Origin of the sequence: Rhodococcus baikonurensis (genome assembly GCF_040489275.1) — a bacterium.
GTDB lineage: Bacteria > Actinomycetota > Actinomycetes > Mycobacteriales > Mycobacteriaceae > Rhodococcus_F > Rhodococcus_F baikonurensis.
Map to the genome: position 1 here is coordinate 112,869 of NZ_JBEUOQ010000008.1, position 16,416 is coordinate 129,284.

At 63.8% G+C, this 16,416-nt stretch carries 14 protein-coding genes; 4 read left to right on the top strand and 10 right to left on the bottom strand.

What is annotated here, in order from left to right; translation table 11 throughout:
• Positions 1 to 217 precede the first annotated feature (217 nt).
• From ABWI03_RS19645 to ABWI03_RS19670, 6 genes are all read right to left on the bottom strand, one after another.
• Positions 218 to 856, bottom strand: coding sequence for a prepilin peptidase (locus ABWI03_RS19645; protein ID WP_283376396.1), 639 nt, complete (start codon positions 854 to 856; stop codon positions 218 to 220).
• Between the two features lie 80 nt (positions 857 to 936).
• Positions 937 to 1,776 (bottom strand): shikimate dehydrogenase, encoded by an 840-nt coding sequence (locus ABWI03_RS19650; RefSeq protein WP_298773845.1) that lies wholly within the window; start codon positions 1,774 to 1,776, stop codon positions 937 to 939.
• Complete coding sequence (locus ABWI03_RS19655; RefSeq protein WP_298773848.1) at positions 1,766 to 3,076, bottom strand: endolytic transglycosylase MltG; 1,311 nt, start codon at positions 3,074 to 3,076, stop codon at positions 1,766 to 1,768. Before ABWI03_RS19655 ends, ABWI03_RS19650 begins: the two co-directional genes overlap by 11 nt.
• A complete protein-coding gene (ruvX, locus tag ABWI03_RS19660; protein WP_003944838.1) occupies positions 3,073 to 3,606 on the bottom strand; it encodes a Holliday junction resolvase RuvX in 534 nt (177 codons plus the stop codon). The genes ABWI03_RS19655 and ruvX overlap by 4 nt, the downstream gene beginning before the upstream one ends.
• A 2-nt stretch (positions 3,607 to 3,608) precedes the next feature.
• A complete protein-coding gene (gene alaS / locus ABWI03_RS19665) occupies positions 3,609 to 6,281 on the bottom strand; it encodes an alanine--tRNA ligase (RefSeq protein WP_124568647.1) in 2,673 nt (890 codons plus the stop codon).
• A gap of 77 nt (positions 6,282 to 6,358) precedes the next feature.
• Positions 6,359 to 7,771: a replication-associated recombination protein A gene (locus tag ABWI03_RS19670; protein WP_095970273.1), complete on the bottom strand. Its 1,413-nt coding sequence runs from the start codon at positions 7,769 to 7,771 to the stop codon at positions 6,359 to 6,361.
• A 124-nt stretch (positions 7,772 to 7,895) separates the two neighbouring features.
• Between ABWI03_RS19670 and ABWI03_RS19675 the strand changes: the two genes are divergently transcribed.
• Positions 7,896 to 8,276, top strand: a complete 381-nt coding sequence (locus tag ABWI03_RS19675) for a nuclear transport factor 2 family protein (RefSeq protein WP_095970221.1) — start codon at positions 7,896 to 7,898, stop codon at positions 8,274 to 8,276.
• A gap of 71 nt (positions 8,277 to 8,347) precedes the next feature.
• On the opposite strand, the gene ABWI03_RS19680 is transcribed toward ABWI03_RS19675, so the two are convergent.
• The 3 genes from ABWI03_RS19680 to aspS form a co-directional block, all read right to left on the bottom strand.
• The gene (locus ABWI03_RS19680; RefSeq protein ID WP_037131744.1) at positions 8,348 to 9,529 is read right to left on the bottom strand and encodes a protein kinase family protein; all 1,182 of its coding nucleotides are present in this window, start codon (positions 9,527 to 9,529) and stop codon (positions 8,348 to 8,350) included.
• Between the two features lie 191 nt (positions 9,530 to 9,720).
• The gene (locus ABWI03_RS19685) at positions 9,721 to 10,686 is read right to left on the bottom strand and encodes a DUF389 domain-containing protein (RefSeq protein ID WP_124568648.1); all 966 of its coding nucleotides are present in this window, start codon (positions 10,684 to 10,686) and stop codon (positions 9,721 to 9,723) included.
• 18 nt (positions 10,687 to 10,704) lie between these two features.
• The gene (gene aspS, locus ABWI03_RS19690; protein ID WP_200313930.1) at positions 10,705 to 12,513 is read right to left on the bottom strand and encodes an aspartate--tRNA ligase; all 1,809 of its coding nucleotides are present in this window, start codon (positions 12,511 to 12,513) and stop codon (positions 10,705 to 10,707) included.
• Positions 12,514 to 12,676: 163 nt separating this feature from the next.
• On the opposite strand from aspS, the gene ypfJ reads away from it, so the two are divergent.
• The 3 genes from ypfJ to ABWI03_RS19705 all read left to right on the top strand — a co-directional run bounded on the left by ypfJ (position 12,677) and on the right by ABWI03_RS19705 (position 15,005).
• On the top strand, positions 12,677 to 13,600 hold the full coding sequence (gene ypfJ / locus ABWI03_RS19695; RefSeq protein WP_095970224.1) for a KPN_02809 family neutral zinc metallopeptidase: 924 nt from the start codon (positions 12,677 to 12,679) through the stop codon (positions 13,598 to 13,600).
• Between the two features lie 74 nt (positions 13,601 to 13,674).
• Complete coding sequence (locus ABWI03_RS19700; RefSeq protein WP_298773858.1) at positions 13,675 to 14,286, top strand: ArsR/SmtB family transcription factor; 612 nt, start codon at positions 13,675 to 13,677, stop codon at positions 14,284 to 14,286.
• A gap of 2 nt (positions 14,287 to 14,288) precedes the next feature.
• Complete coding sequence (locus ABWI03_RS19705; RefSeq protein WP_298773861.1) at positions 14,289 to 15,005, top strand: SRPBCC family protein; 717 nt, start codon at positions 14,289 to 14,291, stop codon at positions 15,003 to 15,005.
• A 4-nt stretch (positions 15,006 to 15,009) separates the two neighbouring features.
• Here the strand turns inward: ABWI03_RS19705 and ABWI03_RS19710 are convergent, their stop codons facing one another.
• Positions 15,010 to 16,410 carry a DUF2252 domain-containing protein gene (locus ABWI03_RS19710; protein WP_298773863.1) on the bottom strand — a complete coding sequence of 467 codons (1,401 nt, stop codon included), beginning with the start codon at positions 16,408 to 16,410 and terminating at the stop codon, positions 15,010 to 15,012.
• Positions 16,411 to 16,416 lie beyond the last annotated feature (6 nt).

Sequence of the window (16,416 nt, forward strand, 5' to 3'; positions counted from 1 at the left end):
CCGATAATCGAGTGCGAAACGAGATTCGTTTTGTCCCATTTCCGAATGCTCAGTGAACGACAGCATGTGGACATTCGGCAAGTCCGACTCGCCGCATACTGGGACTGCGCGCTTGCAATACCCGCATTTATGAAACCGACGGTTACGTCTTTCCTGCAGATCACGGTTCGTCGTTGAACGGTCAATGACGCCAGACTTTCCGCCGATGTTGCACTCGTCACGTCAGCCAGGCAAACGTGATCGAACCGCATGCTGCCAGGCACATCGAAGGACCGTGCGGCAGGGGCGAATTGTGGGCAACCGGTCCCCTCTTTCGACGTCCGAGCGTCCGCAGTTCGAGCACGATCCCCAGGGTTGCGGTGAGCACCGACGCAGACACCAACGACCACAGCCAGGCGTCAGCACCCACCAATCCGGTGAGGGCGCCGAGTGGAAGAGAGAGTTTCGCATCGCCGACACCCATGGAACCAGGCGACATCACGTGCGCCAGGAGATGGATTCCGGCGAGCAGCACCGATCCCACCGCGGCCGCCCACACCGTGCCTGCCACCGTCGCGTAGAACATCACGACTGCGTAGCCGGGCAACGTGAAACTGTTGGGCAGCCGGCGCACGGCCAGGTCGACAGTCGAGATCGCGACGCACCACCACACCACGGCGAGACCGGAAAGCAACTGCACCACCGAGGTATTCAGCGCGCCGACCACAACCCAGCCTGTTGCGACGGCACACTGTGGCACACAACAGAGAGCCACAACTGGTCGATAACCGTGTCGTCGCAACCAGCTGTCGACGATCGCCCGAGCACCGACACCACCGATTACCCCAGCGCCTGCCAAGACCACGAACGTCCACATGGTTTCGAGCTTGGCGTCTGGCGTACGCCAGCGGCAGACTACGAATCGTCTTGTGGACTACCTCGACACTGTGTACAGAGCTAGGCGATAGCGGCAGCCATCGCCTCTCGCGGAGCGGGCTTGCCCGTGAACTGCTCTACCTGTCCGAAAGCCTGATTGAGCAACATCTCGAGGCCACCGATCACCGTGCCACCAGCCGCCTCGACAGCCGAAGCGAGTGGCGTCGGCCAGGGGTTGTAGATCGCGTCGAGGACAAATCGAGCCTTCCCCAGTTGCTGGGCGAAAGGCGCGGCCGCTTCTGCGGGAACGGTGCTGACCAAGACCGAGGATTCGGCGCAGATCCCACCGAGTCGTGCGTCGTCGAAAGAGGCCAGATCAATGCCCAACCCGACAGCACTGCCGCATTCGATGGCACCGGATGCTCGCCCCGGATCACGCGCGACCACGGTGACTGTCCGAACTCCCATGTCGGCCAACGCGACCAATGCCGGCCGCGCGGTGCCGCCCGCGCCGACGACTACCGCCGAAGTGCCGCTGAGATCGCCGACGCCGCCGGCGATCAACGCACCGCTGACTCCGTCGACGTCCGTGCAGTCGGCACGCCAACCGCCGTCGATGCGGACCAGGGTGTTCGCCGAGCCGATGGTCACCGCTCGCGGTGTGCGTTCGGTGGCATAGTCGAGTGCTGCGATCTTGCCCGGCATCGTCACGGAGAGGCCGACCCATTCGGGGCCGAGTGAGTCCACGAGGGCAGGCAACTGCTCGCCGGTGCATTCGATCCGCTCGTAGGTCCAATCGCTCAGACCCAAAGCCTCGTACGCAGCAAGGTGCAGCAACGGCGACTTCGAGTGAGCGATCGGGCTTCCGAGAACTGCCGCCTTACGCGGCGTCGCGAGCGAAGTCGCGGTACTACCGTCCACTGTCGAGAATCCCACTTTGCTGTGCCAGTTCGATGTTGGCCAGATGCTCCTCGTAACTCTTGGTGAAGAGCGTCTGGCCTTCCTTGTTGATCGTGACGAAGTACAACCAGTCACCGGCCGCCGGCGATTCCACGGCCTTCAGCGCGTCGATGCTCGGCGAAGCAATAGGCGTCGCAGGCAGACCGGGCATTGCGTACGTGTTCCAGGGGGTGACGCGCTCACGGTCGGCATCCGTCGTGGCAACTTCGGTGGTGTCGAGTGAGTAGTTGACCGTGGAGTCGAACTGCAAAGGCTGATCGACTGCGAGTCGGTTGACGATCACCCGCGCGACCTTGGACATGTCGCCAGGCAATGCCTCACGCTCGACCAGCGACGCTGCCACCAACAACTGGTACGGCGACATTCCGACTCCGCTGCCTGCTGTCAGGATCCCGGTGGCCTCGTACTTGGCGGCGCTGCCCTCGACCAACGAACGCAGGATCTCGGTCGGCGTCGCAGTGGGGTCGAAATCCCAACTGCTGGCGGCGATCAGGCCTTCGAGCTGACGGTCCTTGTCCGGCACGCTCTTGACCGACGACATCGCCCAGTCCGGCACGCCGAGCGAAGCCAGATCGGAAGACGCTCCCGCAGTGTTCAATTCGTCCGTCGAGACGCACTTCTGAGCGGAAACCGGGCCCACACAACTCGCCTCGGAAATGAGGTTGTAGATGCCCTTCTTGAGCGAGCCCGTCTGCGCGTCCGAACTGTCGTGCAGCTGACGACCCTCGGCGATGACGACACTGCCGACTCGGGAGTCCGGGGCAACCAAGGTGTCGAGTGCGCTCGCGGCGCTACTCTGCACCGGCACCTGGTAGAAGCCTGGTTGCACCTTCTGGATCTCCGACGGGTTGGCGATCGCGGCGTTGTAGAAAGCAGCGGAACTCGCGACGACGTTCTTCGCTTCCAGCGTCGCACCGATCTCCGATGCGGTTTCTCCACTGTTGATCTGGATGACCACGGGTGCGCCGCCCGGGCCGGCGAAGTCCTCCGCGGCCTTGTTGCGATCCATGTACCAGAGGGCACCGTATGCACCGACACCGAGAACCGCGATCACCAACACCAGGAGAGCGAGAACACCGACCTTCTTACCTCGCTTCGCGCGCTTGTTGCGCGCTTCGCGTTGCTTGCGTGCCTCCGCTCGCGACATGTGCGGCGGATCGATGTTCTGCGGCAGCGCCCGCATGACCATGGTCTCGTCGTTGTCGAAGTCGAACGAACTGGTGGGCCGGCTTCCGCCGCCCTCATCCCACCGCGCGTTCACAGATCGCCCTCCAGTGCAGCGTCCTTCGACGACTCCCCTGGTTTCACAGCTCTACTCCGCTCGTCCAGCCAGCCTTGCAGGATTTCCACCGCCGCAGCCTGATCGATCATCGGTCGCTGACCGCGTGCCTTGACTCCACTTTCGCGGAGGTTGCGCGCAGCCGTGACGGTCGTCAGTCGTTCGTCGGACAGTCTCACCGGGATCGGTTCGACGGCCCGCTGCAGTCGTTTGGCGAATGCAGTCGCGATACCGGCGGCTTTACCTTGCTCACCGCGCAGCGTCTGTGGCAGTCCGACGATAACCTCAACGGCCTCGTATTCGGACACGATGGCGATAATGCGCCGGATATCCGGCGCGTCGGGCCCACGCTCCTTCGAGCGTGGAACCGTTTCCACCGGTGTCGCGAGGATGCCGTCGGGGTCGCTGGACGCGACGCCGATGCGAACGCTGCCGACGTCGATGGCGATGCGCCGCCCGCGACCAGGGTCGTCGATGCCGGGGCGATCGGGACCCTGCTGCGTAGCCACCACCGTCAGCTGCCGCCCGCCAGCTCTCCGACTCTGTCCCGGATCGCATCGAGCGCCGCCGGGATTCCTGCGGAGTCCGAACCCGAACCCTGGGCCATGTCGGGCTTTCCGCCGCCGCGGCCACCGATCTTGGGACCGAAGGACGCAACCAGCTCACCGGCCTTCACACCGAGACCCTGGGCTGCCTTGCTGGATGCGACCACGAACGGGACCTTGCCGTCGACGTCACCGAGGAGAGCTACGACGGCAGGTTCGGAGCCGAGACGACCCTTGATGTCCGTGACGAGGCTGCGCAGATCGTTGCCGCCGACGCCCGCGGGAGCAGGCTCGGCGATGACGAGGACGCTGCCGATCCGCTTGGCCTTGGCGACGTACTCGCCCGCCGATGCCAGCACAGCCTTGGCCTTGGTCTGTTCGAGTTCCTTCTCGGCCACCTTCAGACGCTCGACGAGAGCCTCGACTCGGGCAGGCACCTCTTCCGAAGGAACCTTCAGCGAGGAGGACAGTCCGGCCAGCAGCGCACGCTCCTTGGCGAGGTAGCGGTAAGAGTCCAAACCGACGTACGCCTCGACGCGTCGGATTCCGGAGCCCACCGACTGCTCACCGAGCAGCGTGACCTGACCGATCTGAGCGGAGCTTCCGACGTGAGTGCCGCCGCACAGCTCCATCGAGAACGGACCGCCGATTTCGACGACGCGAACCTCGTCGCCGTAGTTCTCACCGAAGAGTGCCATCGCACCCATCGCCTTGGCCTTGTCGAGATCGGTGACAAAGGTGTTGACCGCGTAGTTCGACGCCACGGCTTCGTTGGTGAGTGCCTCGATGTCCTGCTTCTGGGAATCGGACAGCGCGCCCTGCCAGGAGAAGTCGAAGCGGAGGTATCCCGGCTTGTTGAGAGAGCCCGCCTGCACCGCGTTGGGGCCGAGCACCTGACGCAGCGCCGCATGCACCATGTGGGTACCGGAGTGCCCCTGGGTTGCGCCCTTGCGCCACTCGGCATCGACGTGCGCGAGGACGACGTCACCCTCGGTGATCTCGCCCTTCTTGACCGTCACCTTGTGCGTCCAGACCTTCTTGGCGATCTTCTGCACGTCGTTGACCTTGGCTTCGAGGCCCGGAGCGGTGAGCGAACCGATGTCGGCGATCTGTCCACCGGACTCTGCGTAGAGAGGGCTTCTGTCGAGGATGACCTCGACGTCCTGGCCTGCCTTCGCCACCGGCACACGGACGCCGTCCACGATCAGCGCGAGGACGTGAGCCTCGGAGACGAGCTCGTCGAAACCGGTGAACTCGGTGGCGCCTCGATCGAGCAGTTCCTTGTAGACCGTCAGGTCCGCATGCGCGTGCTTACGCGCTTGAGCATCGTCCTTGGCGCGCTTGCGCTGCTCGGCCATCAGCGTGCGGAAGCCGTCTTCGTCGACTGTGAGACCGGCCTCGGACGCCATTTCGAGCGTGAGGTCGATCGGGAAGCCGTAGGTGTCGTGCAGTGCAAATGCCTGATCGCCGGCGATGACCGACTTTCCGGACGACTTGACCGTCTCGGCAGCATTCTCGAACAGGGCCGATCCCGATGCCAGCGTCTTGAGGAACGCGGTCTCCTCACCGACGGCAACGTTCTCGATGCGCGTGAAGTCGGTTTCCAGAACCGGGTACGACGGCGCCATCGTGTCGCGGACGACGATCATGAACTCGCGCATGGTGGGCTGCTCGCTGCCGAGCAGTTTGGCCGAGCGCACGATGCGACGCAGCAACCGGCGCAGGACGTAGCCGCGGCCGTAGTTACCGGGGTTCACACCGTCGGCGATCAACATCGCTGCGGTGCGTGCGTGGTCGGCGATGACGCGGAAACGAACGTCAGACGTGTGATCGGTCCCGTACACACTGCCGGTCAGTTCGGCGGCCTTGTCGATGACGGGGCGGAGAAGGTCTGTCTCGTAGACGTTTTCGACGCCCTGCAGGAGGAACGCGACGCGCTCGACGCCCATGCCGGTGTCGATGTTCTTCTTCGGCAGCGGTCCGAGGATCGGGTAGTCGCCCTTGTTGGTGCCCTCGCCTCGCTCGTTCTGCATGAACACGAGGTTCCAGATCTCGATGTAGCGATCCTCGTCGGCTTCGGGGCCACCCTCGACGCCGTATTCGGCGCCGCGGTCGTAGAAGATCTCCGAGCAGGGTCCACACGGTCCGGGGATACCCATGGACCAGTAGTTGTCCTTCATCCCGCGGCGCTGGATGCGTTCTTCGGGCACTCCGACCTCGTCGCGCCAGATCGAAAATGCTTCGTCGTCGTCGAGATAGACGGTTGCCCACAGGCGCGTGGGATCGATGCCGTATCCGCCGTCCTCGACCGAACCTGTCAGCAACTGCCAGGCGTGGGAGATGGCTTCCTTCTTGAAGTAGTCACCGAAGGAGAAGTTGCCCGCCATCTGGAAGAAGGTGTTGTGGCGGGTGGTTATGCCGACCTCTTCGATGTCCAGGGTGCGGACACACTTCTGCACGGACGTCGCCCGTGAGTAGGACGGCGTCTGCTGCCCGAGGAAGAACGGCACGAACGGAACCATGCCCGCGTTGACGAACAGAAGGTTCGGGTCGTCGAGAATCAGCGAGGCGCTGGGCACCTCGGTGTGGCCGGCCTTGACGAAGTGGTCGAGGAATCGCCTGCGGATCTCGTGGGTTTGCACTAACCGGTCCTTACCTTCAAGAGCGTCGAGCTATGGGTGTCCAGACTAACGCGTCGGCCGGTGGAACCTGGCAGGCGTCAGCCACGAACTATTCGGCGGAGTTTGCTCACCCGATCGGCGATCTCTCGCTCGTTGCCGTGCGCGGTGGGCTGGTAATAGTCGACACCCACCAGATCGTCTGGTGGATACTGTTGCCGCAGAACACCATCACGTGTGTCGTGCGGGTACTTGTATCCGACTGCGTTGCCCAATTGCTCGGCACCCTTGTAGTGCCCGTCACGCAGATGCGGCGGTACCAGTCCGGATTTTCCGGCGGCCACGTCGGCCATGGCTGCACCGAGAGCGGCGATGACCGCACCCGATTTGGGAGCCGTCGCCAGATGAATGGTGGCCTGTGCCAGCGCCAGACGAGCCTCCGGCATACCGATGAGCTGCACTGCTTGCGCCGCGGCGGTGGCAGTCTGCAGTGCCGTCGGATCGGCCATCCCGATGTCCTCGCTGGCATGAACCACCAGCCGCCTCGCGATGAAACGAGGGTCTTCGCCCGCTGTCAGCATCCGTGCGAGGTAGTGCAGGGCGGCGTCGACGTCTGATCCACGAATGCTCTTGATGAAGGCGCTGATGACGTCGTAGTGCTGATCTCCGGCACGGTCGTACCGAACCGCGGCCTTGTCGACACTGGCCTCGACGGTCGCGAGGTCGAGCACCACCGGGCCCGACGCGTCACCTGCCGTGTCCAGTGCAGCTCCGGCGGCGGCCTCGAGTGCCGTCAGGGCTCGGCGTGCGTCGCCGGCCGCCAGACGAACGAGGTGTTCCATCGCGTCGTCGTCGATCGTGATCGCGCCCCCGAACCCGCGCTCGTCGGCGACGGCGCGTTCGAGCAGTTCCTGGACATCCGCAGCGGTGAGCGATTGCAGTTGTAAGACCAACGAGCGCGACAACAGCGCGGAGACGACGGAGAACGACGGATTCTCGGTGGTCGCGCCGACCAAGAGCACGATCCGGTTCTCGACCGCGGCGAGCAAGGCGTCCTGCTGGGTTTTGGAGAAACGATGAACCTCGTCGATGAACAAGACGGTCTGTTCGCCGTTCAGCAGACGACGGCGCGCAAGTTCGATGACACCGCGAACCTCCTTGACGCCGGCGGACAGAGCAGACAGAGCCTCGAACCGGCGGCCGGTTGCGCCCGAGATCAACGAGGCGAGAGTGGTCTTGCCGGTGCCGGGAGGTCCGTACAGAAGGACCGATGCTGCACCGGATCCCTCGACCATTCTGCGCAGCGGAGCGCCAGGGCCGAGCAGGTGCTGTTGACCGACAACCTCACCGAGGGTGAGCGGACGCATGCGGACAGCCAGTGGAGCCCCGGGCGGCACCGAGGACAAGGCACGCTCGGCTACCGACACGACATCTGGTTCGTCGACGATCGCGGATTCCTCCGGAGTTGCCTCGAACAGGCCGTCTTCCGCCACCACGCCGTCTTTCGCCCCCACACTGTCTTCCGCTTGCCAATCGCTCACGAATCGACGCTACTAGAGACCACCGACGCCGGACACAACCCGCAGTTCCAGCCAGCCCGAACGTCCTCGGCGGAGGCGCTGTAATAGCGTTGTCGCCATGAGCACCTCCGAGATCGCCACCGTCCTCGCGTGGCACGATGCACTCAACTCCCAAGACATCGACACACTGCTGCAGTTGTCGAGTGACGACATCGAGGTAGGCGGCCCCAAGGGCGCGAGCCAGGGACTCGCAGCCTTGCGCGAGTGGGCCACCAACGCCGGCATCACCCTCGTCCCCGGCAAGATGTACGTCCACCACGGCGTGGTCGTCGTCGAACAGACTGCAACGTGGGCGGCCGAACCGGACAAGTCCGCGACTCTGGCCTCGGCTTTCCGAGTCGTGGCCGACCAGGTCACGTCGACGTTCCGACATCCTGATCTCGAGACCGCGCTCGCGGCGACGGACCTGTCCGAGAACGATCTGGTCTCCGACAACTGAGGTGACTCGAACGAGAAAGGGCGTCCGTGCTGCGTGCACGGGCGCCCTTCTGCGTGTGTTCGGTCAGAGACTCAACTGAACTCGGTGCGCAGCGCCGCCACGACGTCGCGGGCGTGTGCCTCGACGGCGTCGTTGCCGGCGAGCTGCGCCGAACGTGCAAGCCTGGCCCAACGGCCGACCAAGGCGTCGGCGCGCGGGATCGAGAGATAATGCTCGCGGACGGCGGCGATACGCGAATGATCCTCGGGCAGATACAGATAGGTGCTGAGCCAGACCCAGATGAGTTGGGCCTCGACGATCCTGCGCCCCAACTCGGCTTCGTCGGCCAGGGCGGGCCACATCCCCACGACCTCGGCGCGCCAGGCGTCGACCATCGCCGACGCCCGCTCTTCGGTCAGGTCGATGTTGCACAGGCAACCGGGGAACGACACCAGTGCATAGGTGATGTCGAGGAGCGCGTCGCGGTAGCCACCCCACTCGTAGTCGAGGAACTGCACGCCGTCGTCGTTGACGATGATGTTGTCCGGGCACAGGTCGGACGGGCTGAAGGCACGGAATCGACCGCCGCTGAACAGTGTCTGCGCGTGCTGAACCTGCTCGAGAATGTCCGAACTCACATCGATGCCGAGACTTTCCACCAACATCGCGGGAACACCGGCCACTGCGCGGCCCACCTGATCCGCCACTTCGTCCGAGCAATGTGCAACTTCGGCACGACGCAGAAGCGCGGTGAAGTCGTCCTCACGGCCGACGGTCGCGGCGTGCATGCGGCCCATGGCCTGCGCCATGGCCATCAACGTGTGTGTGACGGTGTCCGGGTCGGAGTCTTCGAGCCGGACGCTGATTGCGGTGGCGTCGCCGAGATCACTCAGGATCAGGAGGCGAGCATCGAGGTCGGAGGCCAACAGTTCGGCACCGGGGCGTGCGTCCTTGGCAAGCGCGTTGGCGAACTGATACGACACCGCTTCACGAAGGAAAGCGGTCTCGACGTCGAAGTCGCCTTCGGACGCGGCCGGGAGCGCAATCGCTGTTTTGGTAGCTCCCTGGAAGTTGTCGCGGACCTGCTTGATCACCAGCGTCCGAGGCAGGGAGAACGGGTTCTCGGCGACACGTACGCGCAGCACGACGGTGCGGCCACTCCCCCCGAGATCGACTGGATCCACCAGGGTTACGGGTGCCCCTGTGCGGCGTGTCAGCAACTGCTCAGCAGCTGCGACGACTTCGGAAACGGGGTCTGCCAGTAATGCGGTCATCACCGACCAACTTACCCGTTAGTGACTCCGATCATGCCCGGCTCATCCGCTCACAGCGGAGAATTCAGGTAATCGCAGCGACAGAAGTTGCCGTCTACCTGCGGTGATGACAAAAGTCCCTAATCGCCACACCGGTTTACAATTCTCGCGAGAATATTGCTGTCGACGAGCAGAACTCCGGACCGGCGAATTCACGGAGTCTTGTCCTCGTCGACAAAGCGGGAAATACCCTTCAACGCTGCTTCGAACTCCTCGTCGGCTCGCGTTCTGACCCAGAGAACAAGCACGCAGGCAATGACGATCCCGAGCAGGTTGACAGCCAGTTGCAGAGACGACAACCCGGCGATCCGCCACTCCCCGTTTGCTGCTGCCACCACTGCGAAACCGGCGGCAGGAACGGTAGTGACCGAGATGAACACCCCGACCAAGGCAGCGGACTTCGACGAGACGAGTGCCAGCATCCCAGCCGCACCGGCAAGAAGCGCGACGACAAACGAAATGGGCCCGACCTTGTAGACGAAATCGACCTCGTGGAGTGATTCGAGACTGACGACGTCCATCCACCCGAAGAACTTCACCACGAACGTGGCGGCAAGGGTCACTCCCATCGCGATGGGGAATCCGACGGCAAGGGCGAGAATCGAGCGTCGGCGCAACCGTCGATCCCGCCGTACGAGTGCGACTGCCAAAGCAGCCAGCGGACCGAACTCCGGGCCGACGACCATGGCGCCCACGATCGTGATCTGAGAGTCGGTGACGACGCCGATCGCGGCCAGCAGACACGCGATCGTCAGGAACGCGACGAACAAGCCGTTGAGAGTCGACTCTTCGCGCGTGCGGGACAGTAATTCCTCCCACACGACGGAGTCCGCGGGATCACCCGGCACGTCGTGTTCGGCTTTGCGGGCCGCCGCCGACAAGACAGTCTCGACCGGTACGAGCGTCATTCCGCCGTCCTCGGCGACGCCGAGTTCGTTCAGGGCGTCGACGACGTCGTTTGCGGCCTCACGGGCGACGTCGGCCTCCACCATGTCTCCGGCAGGATGAACCGCGACATCGCGCATCACGACGATGTGTGTCGCGCCCCGCTGCGACGCGAGCGCACCGAGAACTTGCTCGGTGCGCTCGGTCGGGCAGATCACCCGCAAATGCAGCATGGCGATCCGGTGTCGGCTCTACTTGGCTTCGCCGGTGTCGCCTTCGGACTTCTTGTCCTCTGACTTCTTCTCGGGCTTCGCGTCGATACCCGATTCCTTGCGCTGCTGAGCCGAGATCGGTGCCGGAGCATCCGTCAGCGGGTCGACGCCGCCGCCGGACTTCGGGAACGCGATGACCTCACGGATGGAATCCATACCGGCGAGGAGCGCGGTGATGCGGTCCCAGCCGAATGCGATTCCGCCGTGCGGCGGCGCACCGAAGGCGAAGGCGTCGAGGAGGAAGCCGAACTGCTCCTGCGCCTCTTCCTCGGAGATGCCCATCACCTTGAACACTCGTTCCTGAATGTCCTTGCGGTGGATACGAATACTGCCGCCGCCGATCTCGTTGCCGTTGCAGACGATGTCGTAGGCGTAGGCGAGAGCGGAATCCGGATCGGTGTCGAATGTGTCGAAGAACTCCGGCTTCGGCGACGTGAAGGCGTGGTGCACCGCCGTCCATGCGGAGTGGCCGAGCGCGACGTCACCGGATGCAGTGGCGTCTGCGGTCGGCTCGAACATCGGAGCGTCGACGATCCACACGAAGGCCCATGCGTCAGGATCGATGAGGTCCTTCTTGCGTGCGACCTCACCACGGGCCGCGCCGAGGAGAGCGCGCATAGGCTTCGTTGCACCGGCTGCGAAGAAGATGCAGTCGCCCGGCTGAGCCCCGACGTGAGCAGCAAGGCCCTCACGCTCGGCGTCGGTCAGGTTCTTGGCAACGGGACCACCGAGAGTGCCGTCTTCACCGACCAACACGTACGCCAGGCCCTTGGCCCCGCGCTGCTTCGCCCATTCCTGCCAAGCGTCGAGTTGCTTGCGCGGCTGGCTTGCGCCACCGGGCATCACGACGGCGCCGACGTACTCGGCCTGGAACACACGGAAGGTCGTGTCCTTGAAGAAATCCATGCACTCGACCAGTTCGATGTCGAAACGCAGGTCCGGCTTGTCGCTGCCGTAACGACGCATTGCCTCGTTGTAGGTCATGCGGTCGATCGGCGTCTTGATCTCGTGGCCGACGAGCTTCCAGAGCGCCGTCAGAATTTCCTCGGCGAGCAGGATGATGTCGTCCTGGTTGACGAAGGCCATCTCGATGTCGAGCTGGGTGAACTCCGGCTGGCGATCGGCGCGAAAATCCTCGTCGCGGTAGCAACGCGCGATCTGGTAGTAGCGCTCGATGCCGCCGACCATGAGGAGCTGCTTGAACAGCTGCGGGCTCTGCGGCAGTGCGTAGAAGCTACCGGGCTGCAGGCGTGACGGCACGAGGAAATCGCGGGCACCCTCGGGCGTCGAGCGCGTGAGCGTCGGAGTTTCGACCTCGACGAACTCGTGGTGTGCGAGAACGCCGCGCGCAGCAGCACTCACCTTGGAGCGCAAGCGAATTGCGGAGCCGGGACCTTCACGACGCAGGTCCAGGTATCGATACTTGAGGCGCGCTTCTTCGCCGACCTGATCGTCGAGCTGGAACGGCAGCGGTGCGCTCTCGTTGAGAACCTCGAGTTCTGTGGCGTTGACCTCGATTGCTCCCGTGGGGATCTCGAAGTTCTGGTTGCCCTCGGGGCGAACCTCGACCGTTCCGGTCACGCGGACGCAGTATTCCGCGCGCAGACGGTGGGCCTGCTCGGCCACGTCACCTGCCCGGAAAACTACCTGCGCAACTCCGGATGCATCACGGAGATCGATGAAGATCACTCCGCCGTGATCACGACGCCTGGCTACCCAACCGGTGAGCGTTACGGTCTGCTCTGCCTGCTCGGGTCGCAATGAACCGGCGAGATGTGTGCGCAGCACGGGATTCCTTTCGAACTACTTCCAATAACCGACGACCGACTACTTTGCCTGCGATCCTACGGAGCGAACTGCGCAGAGCGGAAACGCGGACCCGCATCGCATGCGAAGCTATCTCCAGAAGTGACGGCAAGCACTTGTTCACGACAGCAGAAAGCGGACATAGATGACCTTCAACGAGGGGGCCCGCGGCGAAGCGGGACGCGTTCAGGTTCAAGGCGGCGGCGGGGGCGGCGGCCGCGGCGGCAAAATCGCGATCGGCGGTGGCGCGGGTGGCATCATCGTTCTGATCCTGGCGCTGTTGTTCGGCGGTGACCCCGGCTCACTCCTGGGCACGTCTACCGAGACTTCGAGTTCGTCGACCGGACTGTCGTCGGTCGACGAGTGCACCGGCGCTCAGGCAAACGCCGATGTGAACTGCCGCGTCACACTAACCGTCGGAAGCCTCGACGACGTCTGGGAACAGCAGTTGGTCAAGCAGACCGGCACGGCGTACGTGCGCCCCGAAGTTGTCTTGTTCAGCGGTTCGGTCAACACCGGGTGTGGCCAGGCGTCGAGTGATGTCGGTCCGTTCTACTGCCCGGCCGATCAGACGGCGTACTTCGACACGAGTTTCTTCCAATTGCTCGTCGACCGTTTCGGTTCCAGTGCCGGACCGCTCGCACAGGAATACGTGGTCGCTCACGAGTTCGGACATCACATCCAGAATCAGCTCGGCGACATCGGCCGCGCGCAGGCCGACCCGCAGGGTGAGGAGTCCGGCGCGGTTCGCACCGAACTCCAGGCCGATTGCTATGCCGGCGTCTGGGCTCATTTTGCCGACACGATTCCCGACGAGGCAACCGGTCAGCCATTTTTGAAGCCACTGTCGAAGAACGATATTCGCGACGCTCTGTCAGCAGCATCGTCGGTGGGCGACGACCGTATCCAGAAGTCGACTACGGGTCGAGTCAACCCCGAAGGATGGACACATGGTTCCTCCGCGCAACGCCAGGCGTGGTTCGCCACCGGGTACCAAACGGGCCAGGTCTCCTCGTGCGACACCTACTCGGCGAGGGATTTGAACAACCCGCCCGATCTGAAGCGGTAGAGAAACCACGAAACCATCCCGCCGACAACTTTTTCTTTCTTGACAGATCAAGTTGTCGGTGGGATGGTTTTCTCATGTTGGAAGTCGCAGTCATCGACCGCCCCGCAGCTGCCGAGGTCTCTCTCGATCCGATCCGGCAACGGATTCTGGCTGAACTGGCAGTTCCGGGATCAGCATCCTCGCTGGCACCCCGGATCGGACTGACACGCCAGAAGGTGAATTACCACCTGCGCACTCTGGAAGAACATGGACTCGTAGAGCTGGTCGAGGAACGCAAGCGCGGCAACATGACCGAGCGCATCATGCAGGCGAGCGCCGCGTCGTACGTCATCTCCCCCGCCGCGATGTCCGCACTCGCCCCGGATCCGAGTCGGTTTCCGGATCAACTCTCGGCACGTTGGCTCGTCACTCTCGCGGCACGGATCGTTCGAGAGGTCGGTGAGCTGATCGCCGGAGCAACTGCGGCCGGAAAACCATTGGCCTCCTTTGCCATCGACAGTGACATCACCTTCGCCACTGCTTCCGACCGCGCCGCATTCGCCGGCGAACTCGGCGAGTCGATCAACTCACTCGTGGCCAAGTACCACGACGGCGATTCCGAAGGTGGACGCAAACACCGCCTGGTTGTCGCCCTGCATCCCAGCCTCACCACACCGCACGTCACCACACCCGAAACGGAGCAGTAGCAATGTCCGAGAAATTCGAAATCCGCCGCGAGGTGGTCGTCCCCGGAACTCCCGAACAGATCTGGGCCGCGATCTCGGCAGAGACGGCCGGCTGGATGTTCCCGTCCCCTCTAGAGATCCCCGCCGACGGCAGTCGCCCGGACAGCCCGATCATCGCGGACTGGGAACCGCCCCGCGAACTAGCCATCCACATGCAGGGCCCCGACGGCTGGTTCAACAACCTCGAGTACGTCGTCGAGGCCCGCGACGAGAGCACCGCTGTCGTCCGTTACGTCCACGCCGGAGTATTTGCCGAGGACTGGGACAACCAGTACGACGGCGCGAGTAAGCACACAGACTTCTACCTGCACAGTCTCGGCCAGTACGTTCAGTACTTCGCCGGCAGACCCGTCACCTACGTCTCAGCCGAAGGGCCGGAAGCCTCTTCCGCACCGGAGGCCATGGGAGCACTTCGCGGCGCCCTCGGAATCGCTTCGGGCGCCACCGCCGGAGACACGGTGACGGTGGATGTCCCCGGAATCGGAACCGTCGAAGCAATCATCGACTACATCGACGACTGGTTCGTCGGCCTGCGCACCGAGAACGCATTGCTGCGGTTCTACGGCCGAAATGCCTTCGGCGGCAACGTCGATGCAGCGCATCACCTCTTCGCCGCGGATGCGGACGGAGACGCAGCGACGGCGGCATGGCAGGCCTGGCTCTCCGGCGCGTTCGCCTGAGCCGTCACACTCCCCGCTCTGCTGACACGCGACCGTCGTCGATCGCGGTCAGCAGAGCGGAGTGATCGCGTGCGTTGCGCTTGGTGTAGGCAGCCGCGAACTCTCCGATCGCGAAATCGAATTCGGTTCCCTCACCAAGGTATTCAGCAATCGCAATCCGGTCGGAGGAGCGAGCGTGCGCATAGGCGAGGACCCTCGCACACAAGCGCCCGTAGAGTTCCAGACCCTCCGGAACCATCTCCTCGATGACTGCCGATCCCTTACCGTCACGCAGTTGACGAATGTAGAAATCGTGCTCACCCTCGTCCAGTCCCGGCCCGCGTTCCCAGCCGAGGAAGATGTCGCTCGTAGCCTGCATCAAACGCTGCCCGTTGACGACGCGCTCACCTTCGTTCTTGAAGGTCGGACCGTCGACGTAGCCGGACAGCACCGAAGGCTGCGCCTCCTTGACCTGCAAAATCAGCGGGTCGCCATCGTCGACGCCCTTCATCAGGATCATCCACGCGCGGGTTCCGACGCTTCCGACGCCCACCACCTTCCGGGCGATGTGCGTCATCTCGAAGGCGTCGAGGAGAACGCGCCGATCCCACTGCAGAGTGTTGCGGTACGACCGGACACGCTGACGCAACAAGTCCTCGATCTGCGTGAGATCGGTGCCCGCGAACAACTCGTCTGCCGGAACGATCAAAGGCGGATCACTGATGAATCGCCGACGGCCGTCGACGATTTCGGTGAACTTGCCGGCGGCCTGCACACTGTCGCGGCGACGGGCCTTGTCGAGCGTCGCTTGCGTGCGCGCGACCATTCGCTTCTTCAGGTCGATTTGGAGATCCTCGAGCCCGTCCTCGGGTGCGATGTGCGAGTACCAGACCGCAAGATTTCCCAACCCTGCCTGGGTGATCATGGTTTCCCGGTACTCGGCCGCGCATCCGCGAACGATCTTCTTTCGCTCCTTGCCCGAAAACCCGTTGTCCTTCGCGGCGATCACCAAACTCGCGGCCAGCCGCTTGACGTCCCACTCGAACGGGCCCGGGTATGTCTCGTCGAAATCGTTGATGTCGAACGCCAACTTCCGCTCCGGCGTCGCATAGATGCCGAAATTGCTCAGATGTGCGTCACCGCAAAGTTGACTGCCGAGGCCCGAATCCGGGCTGCGAGACAAGTCGTCCGCCATCACCAATGCGGCACCACGGAAGAACGAGAACCGTGACGCCGACATCCGCCCGTAGCGAATGGGTACCAGGTCCTGCACCCGGGATTTCGCCTGTACTTCCAGCAGCGAAATCGGGTCGCGGTCGCTGTCCGCGAGATCCGCGAGCGCTGCCAGCGGGGTGTCTCTACGCGCTTGGCGGCCGCGCGCCCGCCGCTCGTCGACAGAGAGATGTTCGGTGCGCACTGCTGTCATCTGCCC